This is a genomic window from Paenibacillus glycanilyticus, from assembly GCF_051200795.1.
GTDB lineage: Bacteria > Bacillota > Bacilli > Paenibacillales > Paenibacillaceae > Pristimantibacillus > Pristimantibacillus glycanilyticus.
In genome coordinates this window covers 5,355,089-5,370,673 of sequence record NZ_CP195155.1, presented here as the reverse complement: position 1 = coordinate 5,370,673, position 15,585 = coordinate 5,355,089, and the positions used below count along the sequence as shown (strand labels likewise).

Below are 15,585 nucleotides of genomic sequence, written 5' to 3'. Positions count from 1 at the left end.
TATTTTCGACCAGATACGAACGATTTCCTTTAAAAGCTTCGGAAAGTTTGTGTCCGCGGATAAGATGCCATCAAGCCATCACGTTTAAGCTCGTAAGAATGGCAAGCAACAGGCCGATGCGCCTCGATTGCTGCCGTTCGATATACCGTTATTGAGCTATGCTTGCCCAAAAATCTTCTGATAGAAAGGTTGCACACGATGAAAGAGAAAATTTTTGGATTACCGCCGAAACAAGGTCTATACGATCCGCGCTATGAAAAAGACGCATGCGGCATGGGATTTGTAGCAAACATCAAGGGAAGAAAATCGCATACTGTCATTCGTCAGGCGCTGACATTGCTCGAGAACATGGAGCACCGCGGCGGTCAAGGCAGCGAACCTAACACGGGGGATGGAGCAGGTATCCTGATTCAAATCCCGCATGATTTCTTCGCACGTGAATTGAAAAAGATTGAGATTGACCTTCCGCAAGAAGGAGAATATGCCGTTGGTCTGCTGTTTATGCCCCATGATGAAGCGATCCGCAGCTCGTTCGAGCGCGAACTGGAGAGCATCATCCGCGAAGAGGGCCAATCGCTGATCGGCTGGCGTACGGTTCCTACGAACGATTCGAAGCTTGGCCAATCCGCTTTGTCGGTGAAGCCGTTCGTTCGCCAAGTGTTTATCGCGAAGAACCCGGGCATTCAGGACGAATTGTCCTTTGAGCGCAAGCTGTACGTGATCCGCAAACGCGCGGAGATCGCCATCCGTTTCGGCGGCAAAGAAGGCGGAGAGATGTTCTACTTCACAAGCCTTTCGAGCAAGAAAATCGTCTACAAAGGGATGTTGACTACCGAGCAGGTACGCTCGTTCTACCAGGAGCTGAACGACGAAGCAGTCGTGTCGGCTATGGCACTTGTTCACTCCCGTTTCAGTACGAACACTTTCCCGAGCTGGGAGCGCGCGCATCCGTTCCATTATCTGATCCACAACGGCGAGATCAATACGCTGCGCGGCAACATCAACTGGATGCATGCCCGCCAGACCTTGTTCGAAACCGAGCTGTTCGGCGAAGACATGGAGAAGGTAAAGCCGGTCATCAGCCCGGATGGTTCCGATACAGCGATGTTCGATAACGCGCTTGAGTTCTTGCATTTGTCCGGCCGTTCCCTTCCGCATGTTGCGATGATGATGGTACCGGAGCCTTGGTCGAACCATGAGAGCATGGACGACAAGAAAAAAGCATTCTATGAATACCACGCGACTCTGATGGAGCCGTGGGACGGACCTGCCGCAATGGCGATTACGAACGGTACGCAAATCTGCGCTTACCTGGACCGTAACGGCCTGCGTCCAGCCCGTTATTATGTAACGAAAGACGATCATATCATCCTCGGTTCCGAAGCCGGCACTGTCGAAATCGCTCCAGAAGAGATTGCGTACAAAGACCGTCTTCGTCCGGGCCGTATGCTCGTTGTAGATACGAAAGAAGGCCGCATTATTTCCGACGAGGAAGTAAAAGCGCAAATCGCGGCTGAACAGCCTTACCGCGAATGGCTCGACGAGCATCTCGTTGATCTCGAAGCATTGCCTGACGCGCCGGAGCTTCCTGAACTGGATCACGCTACCGTGCAGCAGCGTCAGCAGGCATTCGGCTATACGTTCGAAGACGTTCGCAAAGTGCTTGAGCCAATGGCGAGCAGCGGCCAGGAGCCGATCGCTTCCATGGGTTACGACGCGCCGCTTGCCGTATTGTCCGAGCGCCCTCAGCGCTTGTTCAACTACTTCAAGCAGCTGTTCGCGCAAGTGACGAACCCGCCGATCGACGCGATCCGCGAAGAGATCGTTACATCGGTAAGCACGACAATAGGACCTGAGCGCAACCTGCTGAAGCCGGAACCGGAAAGCGCGCGCCATATCAAGCTGGATACGCCAATCCTGTCGAACGAAGAATTCGCGAAGCTTCGCCACGTACGCCGTCCCGGCTTCAAGTCGATTACGCTTCCGATCTTCTTCCCGGCTGCCGAAGGCGAAAAAGGCCTGCGCGCAGCGCTGAAGCTGATGTGCGATGCAGCCGACCGCGTTATTGATAAAGGCCATAATATTCTTATTTTGTCCGACCGCGGTATTGACAAAGACAACGCTGCGATCCCGTCGCTGCTTGCCGTAGCGGCTCTGCACCATCACTTGATCCGTCAAGGCACAAGAACGAAGGTAGCGATTCTGCTTGAATCCGGCGATCCGCGCGAAGTGCATCATTTTGCCCTCCTGCTCGGTTACGGCGTCAATGCAGTTAACCCTTATCTCGCTTTCGAGACGCTTGACGATATGATCCGCCAGGGCATGCTGAGCAACATCAAGCATGAGAAGGCCGTTAAGAACTTCATCAAAGCGGCAACAAAAGGCGTAGTAAAAGTACTGTCCAAAATGGGTATTTCGACCATTCAATCGTACCGCGGCGCGCAGATCTTCGAAGCGCTTGGCCTGCAGGAAGAATTGATTAACGAATACTTCACATGGACTCCGTCGCGTATTGGCGGTATCGGTCTCGATATCATCGCTCAAGAAGCGCTGAAGCCTCATAACAAAGCATACGCCGACCAAGAGGGCGGGGAGAAAGAACTCGACTCCGGCGGCGATTACCAATGGCGTAAAGACGGCGAAGACCATTTGTTCAGCCCGCAAACGATTCACACGCTGCAAATGGCGTCCCGTAAGAACGACTATAAACTGTACAAGAAGTTCTCGAACATGGTTCAAGGCGAAGACAAGAAGCATATGATGCTCCGCTCGCTGCTCCAGTTCAAGGATGGACGGCAATCGGTACCTATCGAAGAGGTTGAACCGGTTGAATCGATCTTCAAACGTTTCAAAACAGGCGCAATGTCGTTTGGCTCCATCAGTAAAGAAGCGCATGAGAGCCTCGCTATCGCGATGAACCGTATTGGCGGCAAATCCAATACCGGCGAGGGCGGCGAAGACCCTGCGCGCTTTATCCCGGATGCGAACGGCGATTCCCGCCGCAGCGCGATCAAGCAGGTTGCATCTGGCCGTTTCGGCGTAACGAGCAACTACTTGGTTAACGCGGACGAGATTCAAATCAAGATGGCGCAAGGCGCAAAACCGGGTGAAGGCGGCCAGCTTCCAGGACGCAAGGTTTATCCTTGGGTTGCGGAAGTTCGCGGTTCCACTCCGGGCGTAGGCTTGATCTCGCCACCGCCGCATCATGATATTTATTCGATCGAGGACCTTGCCGAGCTGATTCATGACCTGAAGAACGCAAACCCTCGCGCTCGCATCAACGTGAAGCTCGTATCCGAGGTTGGCGTAGGCACCATCGCTGCAGGCGTTGCGAAAGCTCGTGCTGACGTTATTATGGTCAGCGGTTACGACGGCGGTACTGGCGCATCTCCAATGAACTCGATCCGCCATGCGGGTCTGCCATGGGAGCTTGGTCTTGCGGAGACGCATCAAACGCTGATGCTGAACAACCTGCGCGACCGCGTCGTTATCGAAACCGACGGTAAAATGATGAACGGCCGCGACGTTGCGATCGCCATCCTTCTCGGCGCTGAAGAATACGGCTTCTCGACTGCACCGCTTGTTGTACTGGGCTGCGTTATGATGCGCGTATGTCAGCTGGATACTTGCCCGGTTGGCGTTGCAACGCAAAACCCTGAGCTTCGCGCGAAGTTTATGGGCGATCCAAGCCATGTCGTGAACTACCTGACCTTCATTGCGCAGGAGCTTCGCGAAATTATGGCCGAACTGGGCTTCCGCACGATTCAAGAGATGGTCGGCCGCGTCGACATTCTCGAATCGAAGAACCTGGTTGACCATTACAAAGCAAAAGGCATCGATCTTAGCCTTCTGCTGCATACGCCGGACGTACCGCAAGACGCAGCGCGTCATAACGTACAAGAGCAAAATCATGGCCTCGAGCTGTCGCTCGACATGAAGGAGCTCGTTCCGGGCGCGCAAGCAGCTCTGGAAAGCGGCGAACGCGTTCGCGGCACATTCCCGATCTACAACACAAACCGCGTAGTAGGTACAATTTTGGGCAGCGAAGTAACCCGCCGTTACGGCGCGAAAGGCTTGCCTGAAGATACAATCTCGTACCACTTCGTTGGTTCTGCCGGCCAAAGCTTTGGCGCATTCGTACCGAAGGGCATTACGCTCTCGCTCGAAGGCGACTCCAATGACTATGTAGGCAAAGGCCTCTCCGGCGGTAAAATTATCGTTGCTCCGTCTCCGAAAGCTACGTTTGTAGCCGAAGAGAACGTTATTATCGGCAACACGGCACTGTACGGTGCAACGGATGGCGAAGTTTACATCCGCGGTATCGCAGGCGAACGCTTCGCGGTTCGTAACTCCGGCGTGAAAGTTGTTGTCGAGGGCGTAGGCGATCACGGCTGTGAATACATGACGGGCGGCCGGGTAGTTGTACTTGGCGGCACGGGCCGCAACTTTGCGGCAGGTATGTCCGGCGGCGTTGCATACGTGTACGATGAGCAAGGCGATTTCTTCAATAACTGTAATATCGAGATGGTTCTCCTTGAGCGTCCGGAGACCGAAGAAGATGTTGCCGAGCTTCGCGGCCTGATTGAGCGCCATGTGGAGTACACAAGCTCTGCGGTTGGCTCGCGTGTCCTTAACGATTGGGAAGGATCGCTCGCGAAATTCGTGAAGGTTATTCCGAAGGATTACAAAAAAATGCTGGAGCATATCCGCAAAGCGGAAGATGCCGGCTTGAAAGACGACAAAGCGCTTCTAGCCGCTTTCGAAGAAAGCATGAAAGAGCTGGCTCGTACAGGAGGATAATGGGGAACAGGCTGGGCAATTGCTCAGCCTGTTTTTTTTGTTGTTTGGTGAGTGTGGGGATGCTCGGGAATGACGGGAATGTATCTCCTTACGGCCGCTGTTGTCAACACTTTGCTTGAACAATATTTAAATGTTGCAAAGTGTAGACAAAGGCGAACGCTCCGCTCCTTCAGGAGATACATTCCCTCTATTCCCTCCACCCACACTACAAAAACAAAAATAGCAGGCGGCGCAAAATGCCGCTCGCCTGTTGAAGGGCGGGGCAGAGAAGGGCGAAAAGCGAAAAGCGAAAAGCGAAAAGGCGAAAAGCGAAGAGCAGAGAGCGGAGGGCAAAGGCGTAGAGCAATGCAAATACATCCCAGAGTCTAAGGGGCAAAACGATTAAAATATATTGTAAAACGATAAATGTAAGGTTATAATATCACTGAGTCTACACAGATGAGGTGGTTGTAATGAACCGCGTATCCACTTATTTTCTAAAGATAACCGTGTTGTTCATGGCGATGCCTGCGATCGCGGTATGCGTATTTGGTGTGATTGGACTGATAAGGAATAACCCTAATCAATTTCCGGGCAGGATGCATCCATCGGATATCGGCTTTTTTGCAGCTGTAATTCCATACTTTATAGCACTATATACGGTCATGAAATTACTGGGTTATATTGATAACAACACCGCGTTTTCCGAATTGTCCGTCCGGGCGTTAAAGAAGATTAAATATTGCGGCGTATCTATCGGAATTATTTTTGTGGCGATGATGCCGTTTGTGTTTATCATGGCGAGGCAAGAAGATGCTCCGGGGATTATCGTAATAGGGCTGGCTGTAACCTTTGCTTCATTTGTGGTCGCCGTGTTTGGCGCTTTGCTCGAGCGTCTGCTGCAAAATGCCATAAAGCTTAAGTCAGAGAATGAACTCACCGTTTAGCCTCCAAAGACATCGCCGAACATAAAATAACCGTCTCTGAGGAGACGGTTATTTTATGTTTTGGACTTGCATAGGATGGAAGCAGTAAGGAACAAGCGATGAAGAAGCCTATCTATGAAAAAAAGGTTAGGAGCAGATCTATCTGTCTCTAACCTATTCCTAACCATTTGTTATGCGATCTTACAAAGGCTTCCAACTCGATTGAGGCTGGAATTTCATGAAAAAATGGGCCCATACTCCTATTTTCGACAAAAAAAGAACTAATCTTACCACACTTTCCGACATATTCCAGCCGAACTGTTAGGTATAATAACATTATTGTTTTACTTTATTAGGAGTGGGAGTCGGATAAAATGAGAGATGCAGAAATGCAAGTAGCAAGCACCGAAGATAAACGTACTGAGCTAAATATTAGGGAAATATTAATTCAACTCAATATTCCACCGGAAAAATGGCCAGCGGATCTGATCCAGCCCTAACCATTGTCCCAGCCTAATTCATCATACGTTCAGCCCGAACGAAGGCAATAAACCGTTTTGTTTCTTCAGCTGTAAGCTTACGGCCGTCCACGCTTAAATTATACTTCTCCAGCAGCTCTTCGTCAGACAGCTCCAAATGATCGACAAAGTTACGAATATCTTCGCTTAACGCCGCCTGTGTATTCGTTGTTCTTCCTACCAAATAATCTATGGAAACTTGATACAGGTCAGCAAACTTCGCCAAGGTCTCCGTATCAGGCTCTCTGCGGTTTTTCTCGTAATGAGATAATGCAGCCCTGGATATGCCGAGCTTCGAGGCGGTTTGCTCCTGTGTCCATTTTCTTTCTTCCCTCAAGCCAGCAATTCGGTTTCCTATATTCATCTTTATATCCTCCTAAAATGACTGACTTCCGCTACACCTATATTAATACGTAAACGTTAAAATTTCATTTGTTGCAACAAAACGTCGCAAAATATCCGCGTACTCTTTATTTCCACTTGACATGTTACATAACGTATCGTAAAGTGGAAGAAATACTAGATACGTTTTGTATCATTTATCCTCAGTATTCACACTTTTCGCAGCCTTTATTCCTCTCTGCTAGCGTAACCGATAGATGGGGTTCCGCGGGTGAAATTCAGGTAAGGAGATGCTTCAGCCATGGGGGCCGACCCGTTTATACCACGGTCTAATATTCGTATTCATCTGCACGAAGGGATAACAGCAATAGCTGGTCTGCTCGATGAGCAGGGCCTCTTGCTGACGGCCTCGACATGTCCGGTGCTGATCCTGAATATGAGCCGTCATGGACTATGCTTTTTGTCGGGACTACGCTTTCCTGTGCATAAAGGCTACATGCTGGATTTCCGGATGAAGATTTCCGGCGTGGCGATCAATCTGCGCGGCCATGTCGTTTGGCGTAACGCAAGGGATAACCAATATGAGTACGGCATCGTCTTTCATCCTCCCAACCGGCTTCAAGCTGTGCTGGTCCGCATGCTGAATCAGGAGCTTCTGCGTCAAAGCCCGCAGCAGTACAAGATTCATGCATTATATCGGGCATTAAGTTATAAGGCAATTCAATAATAGGTGGCAGGTGGTAAACCCATGCAACAATCCCTAATGGAAAATAGCAAGCTGATTACGACGAGCAATCCCGATTCCCCTATTGCCGAAGCGTACCGTTCTTTGCGTACGAATATTCAATTCTCTTCCATTGATGTACCCGTGAAGACGCTGATGGTCACGTCCTGTCAGTCCGGTGACGGCAAAACAACAACGATTGCGAACCTTGCGGTTGCCTTCTCGCAAGAGGGCAAGCGTGTACTGCTGGTTGATGCGGATTTGAGACGGCCAACTCTTCATACGGTTTTTATGCTGTCTAATCAGACCGGCCTGACGAACGTTTTGGCTAATCAGATGGATTGGGAGGATGCCGTGCATTCCACCTCGGTCGATAATTTGTTTTTTATCGGCTCCGGTCCCACTCCGCCTAATCCTTCGGAAATGCTGGGCTCCAAAAAGATGAATCAGCTTATTGAAGAGCTGTCCGCCCATTACGATATGATCCTGTTTGACGCTCCGCCTTCCCTCGTTGTAACCGACGGACTTGTGCTTGCTTCCAAATGCGATGGCGTAGTTGCCGTAATCAGCGTTGGGATGACCAAGCGTCAGCAAGCGAAAAAATTGTACGCCAGTCTTGAGCATGTAAAAGCGAAGCTGCTTGGAGTGGTGCTCAACAATAAGAAAAAGAAAAGCAAGGATCAGCTGTATTACACCTATTACGGTACAAACAGGAGGATGTAATGGGAGAGCAGCAAGTAAGACTCGTGTTATTAGCCGGCGGTCAAGGCAGACGGATGTGGCCGCTTTCTCATTCGAAGCGTGCGAAGCAGCTTCTTCCCCTGTTGCCTGGACCAAGCGGTGAAAAGGAGTCTTTGCTGAGCAGGCTGTGGCGACAGCTGGATCAGGTCGGATTGCAGCAGGATACGTTTATTACAATCAGCCACAATCAGGCGGAAACGTTGCGCAATCAGCTCTCCATCAGCCTGAACGTGATTCAGGAGCCGGAGACGAAAGGGAGTTACCCCGCCGTTGCCCTTGCTGCTTCCTATCTTTATTCGGTTGCATCCATTCCTCTCCACGAGACGGTTGCCGTATTGCCTGCGGATCTGTATGTGGAAGAAGAGGACTGGTTCGAGACGCTGAAGGAGCTGCCGGAGCAGCTTCGCAGGCATCAATTAAATCGTGCGGTGACAAGCGATGAGAGCGGCATTATCGTCTTCCGGCTGGAAAGCGTAATCTCCGCTTTGACTGAAGAGGGCCTTCCCATCCAGTATGAGCAGCTTTTCCGTCGTTACGAGGAGCTTTATAGCCGGCTGGAAGACAGAATGATCGGATTATTGGAAGAGAGCCCTACCTTCCGAATGCCGGAGCAGCCCTTTAGCCGCATTAACAGCTGGAATGCTCTTGCTGCCGCCTTCCCGGAAAACGCTTCTATTTATAATGATTCGGCAGCTCCCGTAATTATGATGGGGCTGAGCAATATTACGGTGGCCGTTTCTTCCGCGGGAATTTTGATTGCCGATCAAGCCGCCTGCATTCCTGATGAACAGGCGCGGAATATAAGCAAGGAACAGCCGCCGCTGGTTCCAGGTTATGAGGCAGGCAGGTGGGGCAATGCCGTCGTAATTAGCAGCTTATCCCGCGAGGATGGACAGCAAGCCATCACAAGAAAGCTCGAAGTGGTTGACGGCGGGTTCCTAAGCTATGCCTTTTATTTGAAGCGTAAGATTGTCTGGACGGTACTGTCCGGTGTAGGAGAGCTGATCCGCAATGAGAAGAGAAGCATGATTAAGACAGGTGAGGTTGTCGAGCTTCTGCCGGGAGATCGGCATACCGTTATGGCCAGGTCCGGACTCACGCTCCTGGAAGCTCACATCGGAACGGATCTAACCGAAGATGACCGGATTGTGCTCGGGAATCATGGGGAAGAAGTCCATACGGCTATCTAGAGTTTGCGGTAATGAAGAAGGGGGAAGCGAAGGGTGAAACGGGGCTGGAGAAGGGCACTCATTGGCATTGGAGCGGGATTGGTCGTCATTGCTGCCGGGACAGGCGGATATGCCTGGCATCTATATGGTTCGGTGAAAAAGACGGCGGACAAAATCTATGAGCCGATTCAGCCAACGACATATGTAAGCAAAGATCCTGAGGTTACGGTCAAACCGCAGCAAGCGGCTCAAGCCTTGATTGAGAAGCGGCATCCTTTTACGGTAGTGGTGATGGGCGTTGACGAGCGGGAGAATGATAAAGGACGCTCCGATACATTGATTGTGCTTGCGGTTAATCCAGAGAAGAAATCGATCCTCATGTTTAACATCCCGCGTGATACGAGAACGGAAATTATCGGCCATGGTACAACGGATAAAATCAATCACGCGTACGCCTTTGGCGGAGTGTCGATGGCGAAAAATACGGTCGAGCATTTCCTCGATTATCCCATTGATTATTACATCCGGATCAACATGGAAGGCTTCGCCCATTTGATTGACATTCTCGGCGGCGTCGAGGTAAACAATCCGTTCGCCTTCTATTACGGGGAGCATCAATTCGATCAAGGCACCCTAAAATTAAACGGAGATCTGGCGCTCCTCTATTCCAGAATGCGTTACGACGATCCAAGAGGCGATCTCGGCCGGAACGCCAGACAGCGGGAGATCATGATGGAGGTTATGAAGAGCTCGCTTCAGTTCTCCAACATTACGCAGATTCAAAAAATACTGAAAGAGCTTGGAAACAGCGTCAAGACCAACATTACGTTTGACGAGATGAAGACCTTCATGTCCGATTACCGGGAAGATCTCGGCAATATTAACACGGTTGAGATTAGCGGTTCGGGAAGCATGATCAATAAAATATGGTACCTTATTGTAAGCAAGGAAGAGAAAGAGAGAATTCATGAGCTGCTTAAAGAACAGATGGATACCAATCAGACAGCGTCTTAACAGGGCGCTGTTTTTGTCTCTCGTAATGTATACGCTTACAACATAAAAGACGACAAATCATATACAAGTATTGACAACTTTCGCTAAATCCAATAAAGTATAGATACGAAGTGTAACAATAATTGATAATGATACAAATAGTATTGGGAGCGGGGGAATAATGATGATGCAATTGGAAGAATGTTTTTATTGCGTGGGCTGCGGAAAAATGGTGAAGGTGCATGATGCAAAGGCGCTTTTTCGGACCGGCTTTTTCCGTGTTGTCCTTCCGCTTGGCTGCTGCTCGGACTGTTCCCGGGTCTAACGAAATAAAGTCTTAATAGGCTGTTCACTTTCCCTCCCCCTTCTAATTCGCTATAATAGACGGACGATACATAGAACTAGATTTTGGAAAATAAAGCAATGATTCATCATAGAATGAATCATTTAAAGGGAGGGTATCATGGAGCAACCGATCGTACAGCTGCAGCAGGTGACGAAGCGAATCGGGAAGAAGACGATTATCGACAATCTGACGCTAGACCTGCCGCTTGGCGAAGTTTTTGGTTTTCTCGGGCCCAACGGCTCCGGTAAAACAACCACGATCCGCATGATGGTAGGCCTTATGGCCATGACCGCGGGCGAAATCAAAATCGGCGGGTACAGCATCAGGACCCAGTACCAGCAGGCTATACGCAATGTGGGAGCGATTGTTGAGAATCCGGAAATGTACAAGTATTTGACCGGTTACCAGAATCTTGTCCATTTTGCGCGAATGATCGAGGGTGTGACGCCTGAACGGATTCAGGAGGTCATAGCCCTTGTTGGTCTGGAATCCCGCATTCATGACAAGGTGAAAACTTATTCTCTCGGGATGCGTCAAAGACTTGGGGTAGCTCAAGCCATCCTGCACCGTCCAAAGCTGCTTATCCTTGACGAGCCGACCAACGGATTGGATCCGGCCGGTATCCGCGAGCTGCGCGATTATCTTCGCCAGCTGTCCAAGGAAGAAGGCATTGCCGTGTTTGTCTCCAGTCACTTGCTCTCCGAGATGGAGCTGATGTGCGACAGGGTTGCGATTATTCAAAACGGCAAGCTGATCGATGTTCGGACCATCCACCAAGGAGGTCTGGATGCTGCGAGCGATGTAAATATGCTGTTCGAGGTAGACAAGCCTGCCGAAGCATCCGAAGTTGCGGCCGGGCTTGGCAAAGCCGCGTTCAGGGAAGGCGACAGCCTTATTATTGAAGCAAACCGCGAGTTCGCTGCTGAATTTAATGCCCGATTGGTTGCCGCGGGCATCAAGGTATACGGTATCCGCGTCCAAACCAAGTCGCTTGAGGATCAATTCCTTGAAGTAACGGGGGGTGAACGCATTGTTTAATTTTTTCAAGCTGGTTCAGAATGAGAACATGAAAATTTACCGCCGCCCACGGACGTATGTCATGCTGGGAATCCTGCTTGCTTTGATCGCGGCTATATCGATTATCGGTTATTTCGTGGATCATAATCATAATACCTCCGCATGGAGCATGATTATGACGGAAGTGATGATCTCGTATACGTTAATTACGGTATTTACGATCATTATCGCTTCTTCCGGCGTAGCCGACGAGTTCACGAGCGGCACAATCAAGCTGCTCCTGATTCGTCCGTGGACAAGATCCAAAATTTTGCTGTCCAAATACATTGCCGTTCTTCTGTACGCGCTAGGCATGGTCGTCGTTATGCTGCTGTTTACCGTCGTGCTGAATATCATTCTGTTCGATGCAAGCGATAATGCGGCAGCCGATATTGTTTCCCCGCTTGTTTCGGGCTCCATCGCGGCTTATTTGATCAAATACGCCCTGCTGAAGTACGTGTCGCTGATCGTCACCACAACGCTGGCGTTTATGCTGGCAACCGTATCCCGTAGCGGCGCGCTCGCTATAGGCTTGTCGCTGTTCCTAATTCTGGGGGTTAATACCTTTACGCCGCTGCTGGCTGCGCTTAAGTACAAATGGGCGGATTATATTCTGTTCATCCATCTTGATCTTACGCAATATTTGAACGACACGCCATTGCGCGACGGTTCAACGATGGGCTTTTCCATCGCCGTCCTGGCTATCTATTATGCCATTTTTGTTGCTCTGGCCTGGTACGTCTTCAAGAAGAGGGACGTAGCGGCTTAAAGCAAAACGAAAAAAACTCCCATTCGGTTCTTCCTTCCGGAAGAGCAGAATGGGAGTTTTTCGTGTCCGTATTGGTTCCGATCAGACGGCCTGGCGGGCTTTTTCCTTCTCGGGGGTTTGTTCCTTGGCGGGCGGGGACGTATGGCTTCCGCTGCCTGTCTCGGACAATGGCCGGGTACGTTCGCTTGGACGTTCCATGTGGCAGGTACCGTTCAGCATGCCGCCGTCCTGCACGATCATGCCTTGGGCGGATACGCTGCCGGTCAATTGACCGGTTGAAGTAATGGTCAGCCTGCCTTTAGCGGTTACCTCGCCGTATACTTTGCCTGCAATCGTGATATCTCTGGCGGTTATGTTCGAGCGTGCCATACCGTTTTCCCCGATAATGACATCTCCCAGACATTCAATGTCTCCGCTATGTTCTCCTTCGATGCGGAGGTGTGCTTCGCAGATCAGCTTACCCTCGATACGCGTCCCTAGACCAATTAACGTATCGGTCCATGAAACGCGCTTGTTGTCCTTGAACATGGGGATGCTGCTCCTCCTTCCGTTCGGCCGGTATTTGACTTTCTATTGACTTTTATTCTCGCAAAGCTCGAAACATGCCAGATTTATCTTCGATCTATAGGAGAAAAATGGCGTATACCTACGGGTCAGTACGAGTTTGTCGAATATAATGATAGTGTTGATTTTTGATCTAACAGGATGGTGAGGCATGAACGTAATGGATACAAGGCTGCCGGGAGTGAAGCTGCTGGAGCCACCCGTATACGGCGATCACAGAGGTTTTTTTACGGAAAGCTATAACGAAAAGACGGCACGCGAGAATGGCATCCTCCATGCTTTCGTTCAGGATAATCATTCGTTGTCGGTAGAAGCGGGGGTTCTCCGCGGCATGCATTATCAGCTTCAGCCAAAAGCGCAGACGAAGCTGGTCCGGGTAACGGCGGGGGCGATCTACGATGTGGTTGTGGATATTCGCCGCGGCTCGCCAACCTTTGGACAATGGCAGGGCTTTATTTTAAGCGCGGCCAACAAAAGACAGCTGTTAGTTCCGCAAGGCTTTGCCCATGGCTTCTGTACACTGGTGCCGAACTGCGAGGTACAGTATAAGGTGGATGCCTTGTACGCTGCGGAGCATGACAGGGGGATCGCCTGGAATGATCCGGCGCTTGGCATTGACTGGCCGGTGACGAAGCCGATCTTATCGGATAAAGACGCCAAGCATCCCGTGCTTGCCCAGGCGGAAATCAATTTTGTATATGAGGGGTGAGCATACCACAATGAAACTTTTAGTTACGGGCGGAGCGGGATTCATCGGGAGCAACTTCGTTCATTACATGATAAGCCGTTATCCCGATTACGAGCTCATTAATGTCGATGCCTTAACGTATGCGGGCAACCCGGAAAATCTGCGGCAGGTGGAGGGTCATCCGAACTATACGTTTGTCAAAGCGGATATCGCGGATCAGGCGGCGCTTACCCCTCTGTTTGAGTCCGGTATTGACGCGGTCATTAACTTTGCCGCAGAATCCCATGTAGACCGCAGTATTTTGCAGCCGGGACTGTTTGTGCATGCGAATATCGTCGGGACGCAGACGCTGCTTGACTTATCCAAGACGTATCAAGCGAAGAAATACGTGCAGGTATCGACGGATGAAGTGTACGGTACGCTTGGCGCAGAGGGATTGTTTACGGAAAATACGCCACTTGCGCCTAATAGTCCATATTCGGCAAGCAAAGCCGGAGCAGACCTGCTTGTCCGCGCTTATTACGAGACTTACGGATTGCCGGCCGTCATTACGCGCTGTTCGAATAACTACGGACCGTATCAATTTCCGGAAAAGCTTATTCCTCTGATGATTCTCAATGCGCTGCAGGATAAGCCGCTGCCGGTTTACGGCGACGGTCTTCAGATCAGAGATTGGCTGTATGTCGAGGATCATTGCAAAGCGATCGATCTGGTGCTTCATCAAGGCCGTGTCGGGGAAGTGTACAACGTTGGCGGCAGCAATGAACGGACCAACTTACACGTGGTAAAAACCATCCTGCAGGAGCTGGGCAAGCCGGAATCGCTGATCCGCCATGTGAAGGACCGTCCCGGCCATGACCGGCGTTATGCGATTGATGCGGATAAAATCAAAAGCGAGCTTGGATGGACACCGTCGCATAGCTTCGAGAACGGGATTAAATCGACGATCGAATGGTATCTTCGCAATGAAGAATGGCTCGAGCAGGTTGTATCCGGTGCGTATAGGAACTATTACGATACGCAGTATGCGAAAAGGCTGGAGTCCAAATGACCACAGCGGGGGAGAAAAGGAAGCTGAAGGTAGCCGTTACGGGAGCAAACGGACAGCTGGGACGCGAGCTCGTCCTGCTGGATACCGAAGGCCGATTCGAGATCATTGGATTAAGCCGCACGGAGCTTGATATTACGGATTTGGAGCAATGCCGCAGCGTATTAGCCCGGCTTCGTCCGGATGCCGTTATTCACTGCGCGGCCTATACGGCAGTAGACAAGGCGGAAGCGGAGCCGGATGAAGCCTTCCGGATTAACGCTGCCGGTACGCGCAATATAGCCGTAGCGGCAAGAGAAGTTGGCGCCAAGCTATGCGCGGTAAGCACCGATTACGTATTTGACGGAACGGGAACGGTTCCGTACAAGGAGCATGACCAGACTAATCCCCGGACCGTATACGGTCAGTCCAAGCTGGCGGGCGAGCAGGCCGTGTCGAGCCTTCATGACCGGTATTTTATCGTCAGAACCTCCTGGGTATTTGGCGCTTACGGCAATAACTTCGTAAAAACGATGCTGAAGCTTGCTTCGGAGCGGGAGCAGCTAAAGGTTGTAGCGGATCAGTGGGGTTCGCCGACATACACCAGGGACTTGGCTATTTTTCTGCTGGAGCTGGTAAGCACCGATTACTTCGGTATTTATCATGCTTCTAATAGCGGGATCTGCACCTGGTTTGATTTTGCGAAGGCCATTATGGAGGAAAGCGGCAGCGGCACGAGGATTGAACCTTGTACGACGGAAGAGTATCCAAGGCCGGCTCCCCGCCCGCATTATTCGGTTATGGATCACGGCGCGATTCGCAGCAACGGATTTAAGCCGCTTCCGCATTGGCGGGAAGCGCTTCGTCATTATTTATCCAATCCTCTTATGGGGGGATAACAGCCTATCTGCCGGAACTGCCGGCAGATGGGCTGTTTTTGTGT

15 protein-coding genes are annotated in these 15,585 nt (G+C 50.7%); 13 read left to right on the top strand and 2 right to left on the bottom strand.

What is annotated here, in order from left to right:
- The first annotated feature begins 198 nt into the window (after positions 1-198).
- From gltB to ACR9FF_RS24250, 3 genes are all read left to right on the top strand, one after another.
- Positions 199-4,800 (top strand): glutamate synthase large subunit, encoded by a 4,602-nt coding sequence (gene gltB / locus ACR9FF_RS24260; RefSeq protein ID WP_201007896.1) that lies wholly within the window; start codon positions 199-201, stop codon positions 4,798-4,800.
- A 452-nt stretch (positions 4,801-5,252) separates the two neighbouring features.
- Complete coding sequence (locus tag ACR9FF_RS24255) at positions 5,253-5,726, top strand: DUF2975 domain-containing protein (RefSeq protein WP_435165626.1); 474 nt, start codon at positions 5,253-5,255, stop codon at positions 5,724-5,726.
- Positions 5,727-6,079: 353 nt separating this feature from the next.
- Entirely contained in the window at positions 6,080-6,205 is a 126-nt protein-coding gene (locus tag ACR9FF_RS24250; RefSeq protein ID WP_280525714.1) for a hypothetical protein, read from the top strand.
- Positions 6,206-6,218: 13 nt separating this feature from the next.
- Here the strand turns inward: ACR9FF_RS24250 and ACR9FF_RS24245 are convergent, their stop codons facing one another.
- Positions 6,219-6,587, bottom strand: a complete 369-nt coding sequence (locus ACR9FF_RS24245; RefSeq protein WP_127495665.1) for a helix-turn-helix domain-containing protein — start codon at positions 6,585-6,587, stop codon at positions 6,219-6,221.
- 279 nt (positions 6,588-6,866) lie between these two features.
- Here ACR9FF_RS24245 and ACR9FF_RS24240 point away from each other — a divergent pair, with 279 nt between their 5' ends.
- The 7 genes from ACR9FF_RS24240 to ACR9FF_RS24210 all read left to right on the top strand — a co-directional run bounded on the left by ACR9FF_RS24240 (position 6,867) and on the right by ACR9FF_RS24210 (position 12,363).
- Positions 6,867-7,292, top strand: coding sequence for a PilZ domain-containing protein (locus tag ACR9FF_RS24240; RefSeq protein WP_435165622.1), 426 nt, complete (start codon positions 6,867-6,869; stop codon positions 7,290-7,292).
- A gap of 21 nt (positions 7,293-7,313) precedes the next feature.
- Positions 7,314-8,012: a CpsD/CapB family tyrosine-protein kinase gene (locus ACR9FF_RS24235; protein WP_127495663.1), complete on the top strand. Its 699-nt coding sequence runs from the start codon at positions 7,314-7,316 to the stop codon at positions 8,010-8,012.
- Positions 8,012-9,220, top strand: a complete 1,209-nt coding sequence (locus ACR9FF_RS24230) for a sugar phosphate nucleotidyltransferase (protein WP_435165618.1) — start codon at positions 8,012-8,014, stop codon at positions 9,218-9,220. Before ACR9FF_RS24235 ends, ACR9FF_RS24230 begins: the two co-directional genes overlap by 1 nt.
- A gap of 33 nt (positions 9,221-9,253) precedes the next feature.
- The gene (locus tag ACR9FF_RS24225) at positions 9,254-10,213 is read left to right on the top strand and encodes an LCP family glycopolymer transferase (RefSeq protein WP_435165615.1); all 960 of its coding nucleotides are present in this window, start codon (positions 9,254-9,256) and stop codon (positions 10,211-10,213) included.
- Positions 10,214-10,373: 160 nt separating this feature from the next.
- Positions 10,374-10,517 (top strand): hypothetical protein, encoded by a 144-nt coding sequence (locus tag ACR9FF_RS24220; RefSeq protein ID WP_317979764.1) that lies wholly within the window; start codon positions 10,374-10,376, stop codon positions 10,515-10,517.
- A 138-nt stretch (positions 10,518-10,655) separates the two neighbouring features.
- Positions 10,656-11,576 (top strand): ABC transporter ATP-binding protein, encoded by a 921-nt coding sequence (locus ACR9FF_RS24215; protein ID WP_435165611.1) that lies wholly within the window; start codon positions 10,656-10,658, stop codon positions 11,574-11,576.
- Complete coding sequence (locus tag ACR9FF_RS24210; RefSeq protein ID WP_435165608.1) at positions 11,569-12,363, top strand: ABC transporter permease; 795 nt, start codon at positions 11,569-11,571, stop codon at positions 12,361-12,363. Before ACR9FF_RS24215 ends, ACR9FF_RS24210 begins: the two co-directional genes overlap by 8 nt.
- 81 nt (positions 12,364-12,444) lie before the next feature.
- On the opposite strand, the gene ACR9FF_RS24205 is transcribed toward ACR9FF_RS24210, so the two are convergent.
- Positions 12,445-12,891, bottom strand: coding sequence for a bactofilin family protein (locus ACR9FF_RS24205; protein WP_435165605.1), 447 nt, complete (start codon positions 12,889-12,891; stop codon positions 12,445-12,447).
- A gap of 187 nt (positions 12,892-13,078) precedes the next feature.
- On the opposite strand from ACR9FF_RS24205, the gene rfbC reads away from it, so the two are divergent.
- The 3 genes from rfbC to rfbD are packed head-to-tail and all read left to right on the top strand — an operon-like array spanning position 13,079 to position 15,541.
- Positions 13,079-13,636 carry a dTDP-4-dehydrorhamnose 3,5-epimerase gene (rfbC, locus tag ACR9FF_RS24200; protein ID WP_127495657.1) on the top strand — a complete coding sequence of 186 codons (558 nt, stop codon included), beginning with the start codon at positions 13,079-13,081 and terminating at the stop codon, positions 13,634-13,636.
- A 10-nt stretch (positions 13,637-13,646) separates the two neighbouring features.
- Complete coding sequence (rfbB, locus tag ACR9FF_RS24195) at positions 13,647-14,666, top strand: dTDP-glucose 4,6-dehydratase (RefSeq protein ID WP_435165600.1); 1,020 nt, start codon at positions 13,647-13,649, stop codon at positions 14,664-14,666.
- A gap of 23 nt (positions 14,667-14,689) precedes the next feature.
- A complete protein-coding gene (gene rfbD, locus ACR9FF_RS24190) occupies positions 14,690-15,541 on the top strand; it encodes a dTDP-4-dehydrorhamnose reductase (protein WP_435172202.1) in 852 nt (283 codons plus the stop codon).
- Positions 15,542-15,585: the final 44 nt, after the last annotated feature.

Excerpts from the sequence above, each read along its gene's own strand:
- ACR9FF_RS24220 (WP_317979764.1), top strand. The coding sequence starts at position 10,374 with ATGATGATGCAATTGGAAGAATGTTTTTATTGCGTGGGCTGCGGAAAA.
- ACR9FF_RS24230 (WP_435165618.1), top strand. The coding sequence starts at position 8,012 with ATGGGAGAGCAGCAAGTAAGACTCGTGTTATTAGCCGGCGGTCAAGGC.
- rfbC (WP_127495657.1), top strand. The coding sequence starts at position 13,079 with ATGAACGTAATGGATACAAGGCTGCCGGGAGTGAAGCTGCTGGAGCCA.
- rfbB (WP_435165600.1), top strand. The coding sequence starts at position 13,647 with ATGAAACTTTTAGTTACGGGCGGAGCGGGATTCATCGGGAGCAACTTC.
- ACR9FF_RS24250 (WP_280525714.1), top strand. The coding sequence starts at position 6,080 with ATGAGAGATGCAGAAATGCAAGTAGCAAGCACCGAAGATAAACGTACT.
- ACR9FF_RS24240 (WP_435165622.1), top strand. The coding sequence starts at position 6,867 with ATGGGGGCCGACCCGTTTATACCACGGTCTAATATTCGTATTCATCTG.
- gltB (WP_201007896.1), top strand. The coding sequence starts at position 199 with ATGAAAGAGAAAATTTTTGGATTACCGCCGAAACAAGGTCTATACGAT.
- ACR9FF_RS24245 (WP_127495665.1), bottom strand. The coding sequence starts at position 6,587 with ATGAATATAGGAAACCGAATTGCTGGCTTGAGGGAAGAAAGAAAATGG.
- ACR9FF_RS24205 (WP_435165605.1), bottom strand. The coding sequence starts at position 12,891 with ATGTTCAAGGACAACAAGCGCGTTTCATGGACCGATACGTTAATTGGT.
- ACR9FF_RS24255 (WP_435165626.1), top strand. The coding sequence starts at position 5,253 with ATGAACCGCGTATCCACTTATTTTCTAAAGATAACCGTGTTGTTCATG.
- ACR9FF_RS24215 (WP_435165611.1), top strand. The coding sequence starts at position 10,656 with ATGGAGCAACCGATCGTACAGCTGCAGCAGGTGACGAAGCGAATCGGG.
- ACR9FF_RS24235 (WP_127495663.1), top strand. The coding sequence starts at position 7,314 with ATGCAACAATCCCTAATGGAAAATAGCAAGCTGATTACGACGAGCAAT.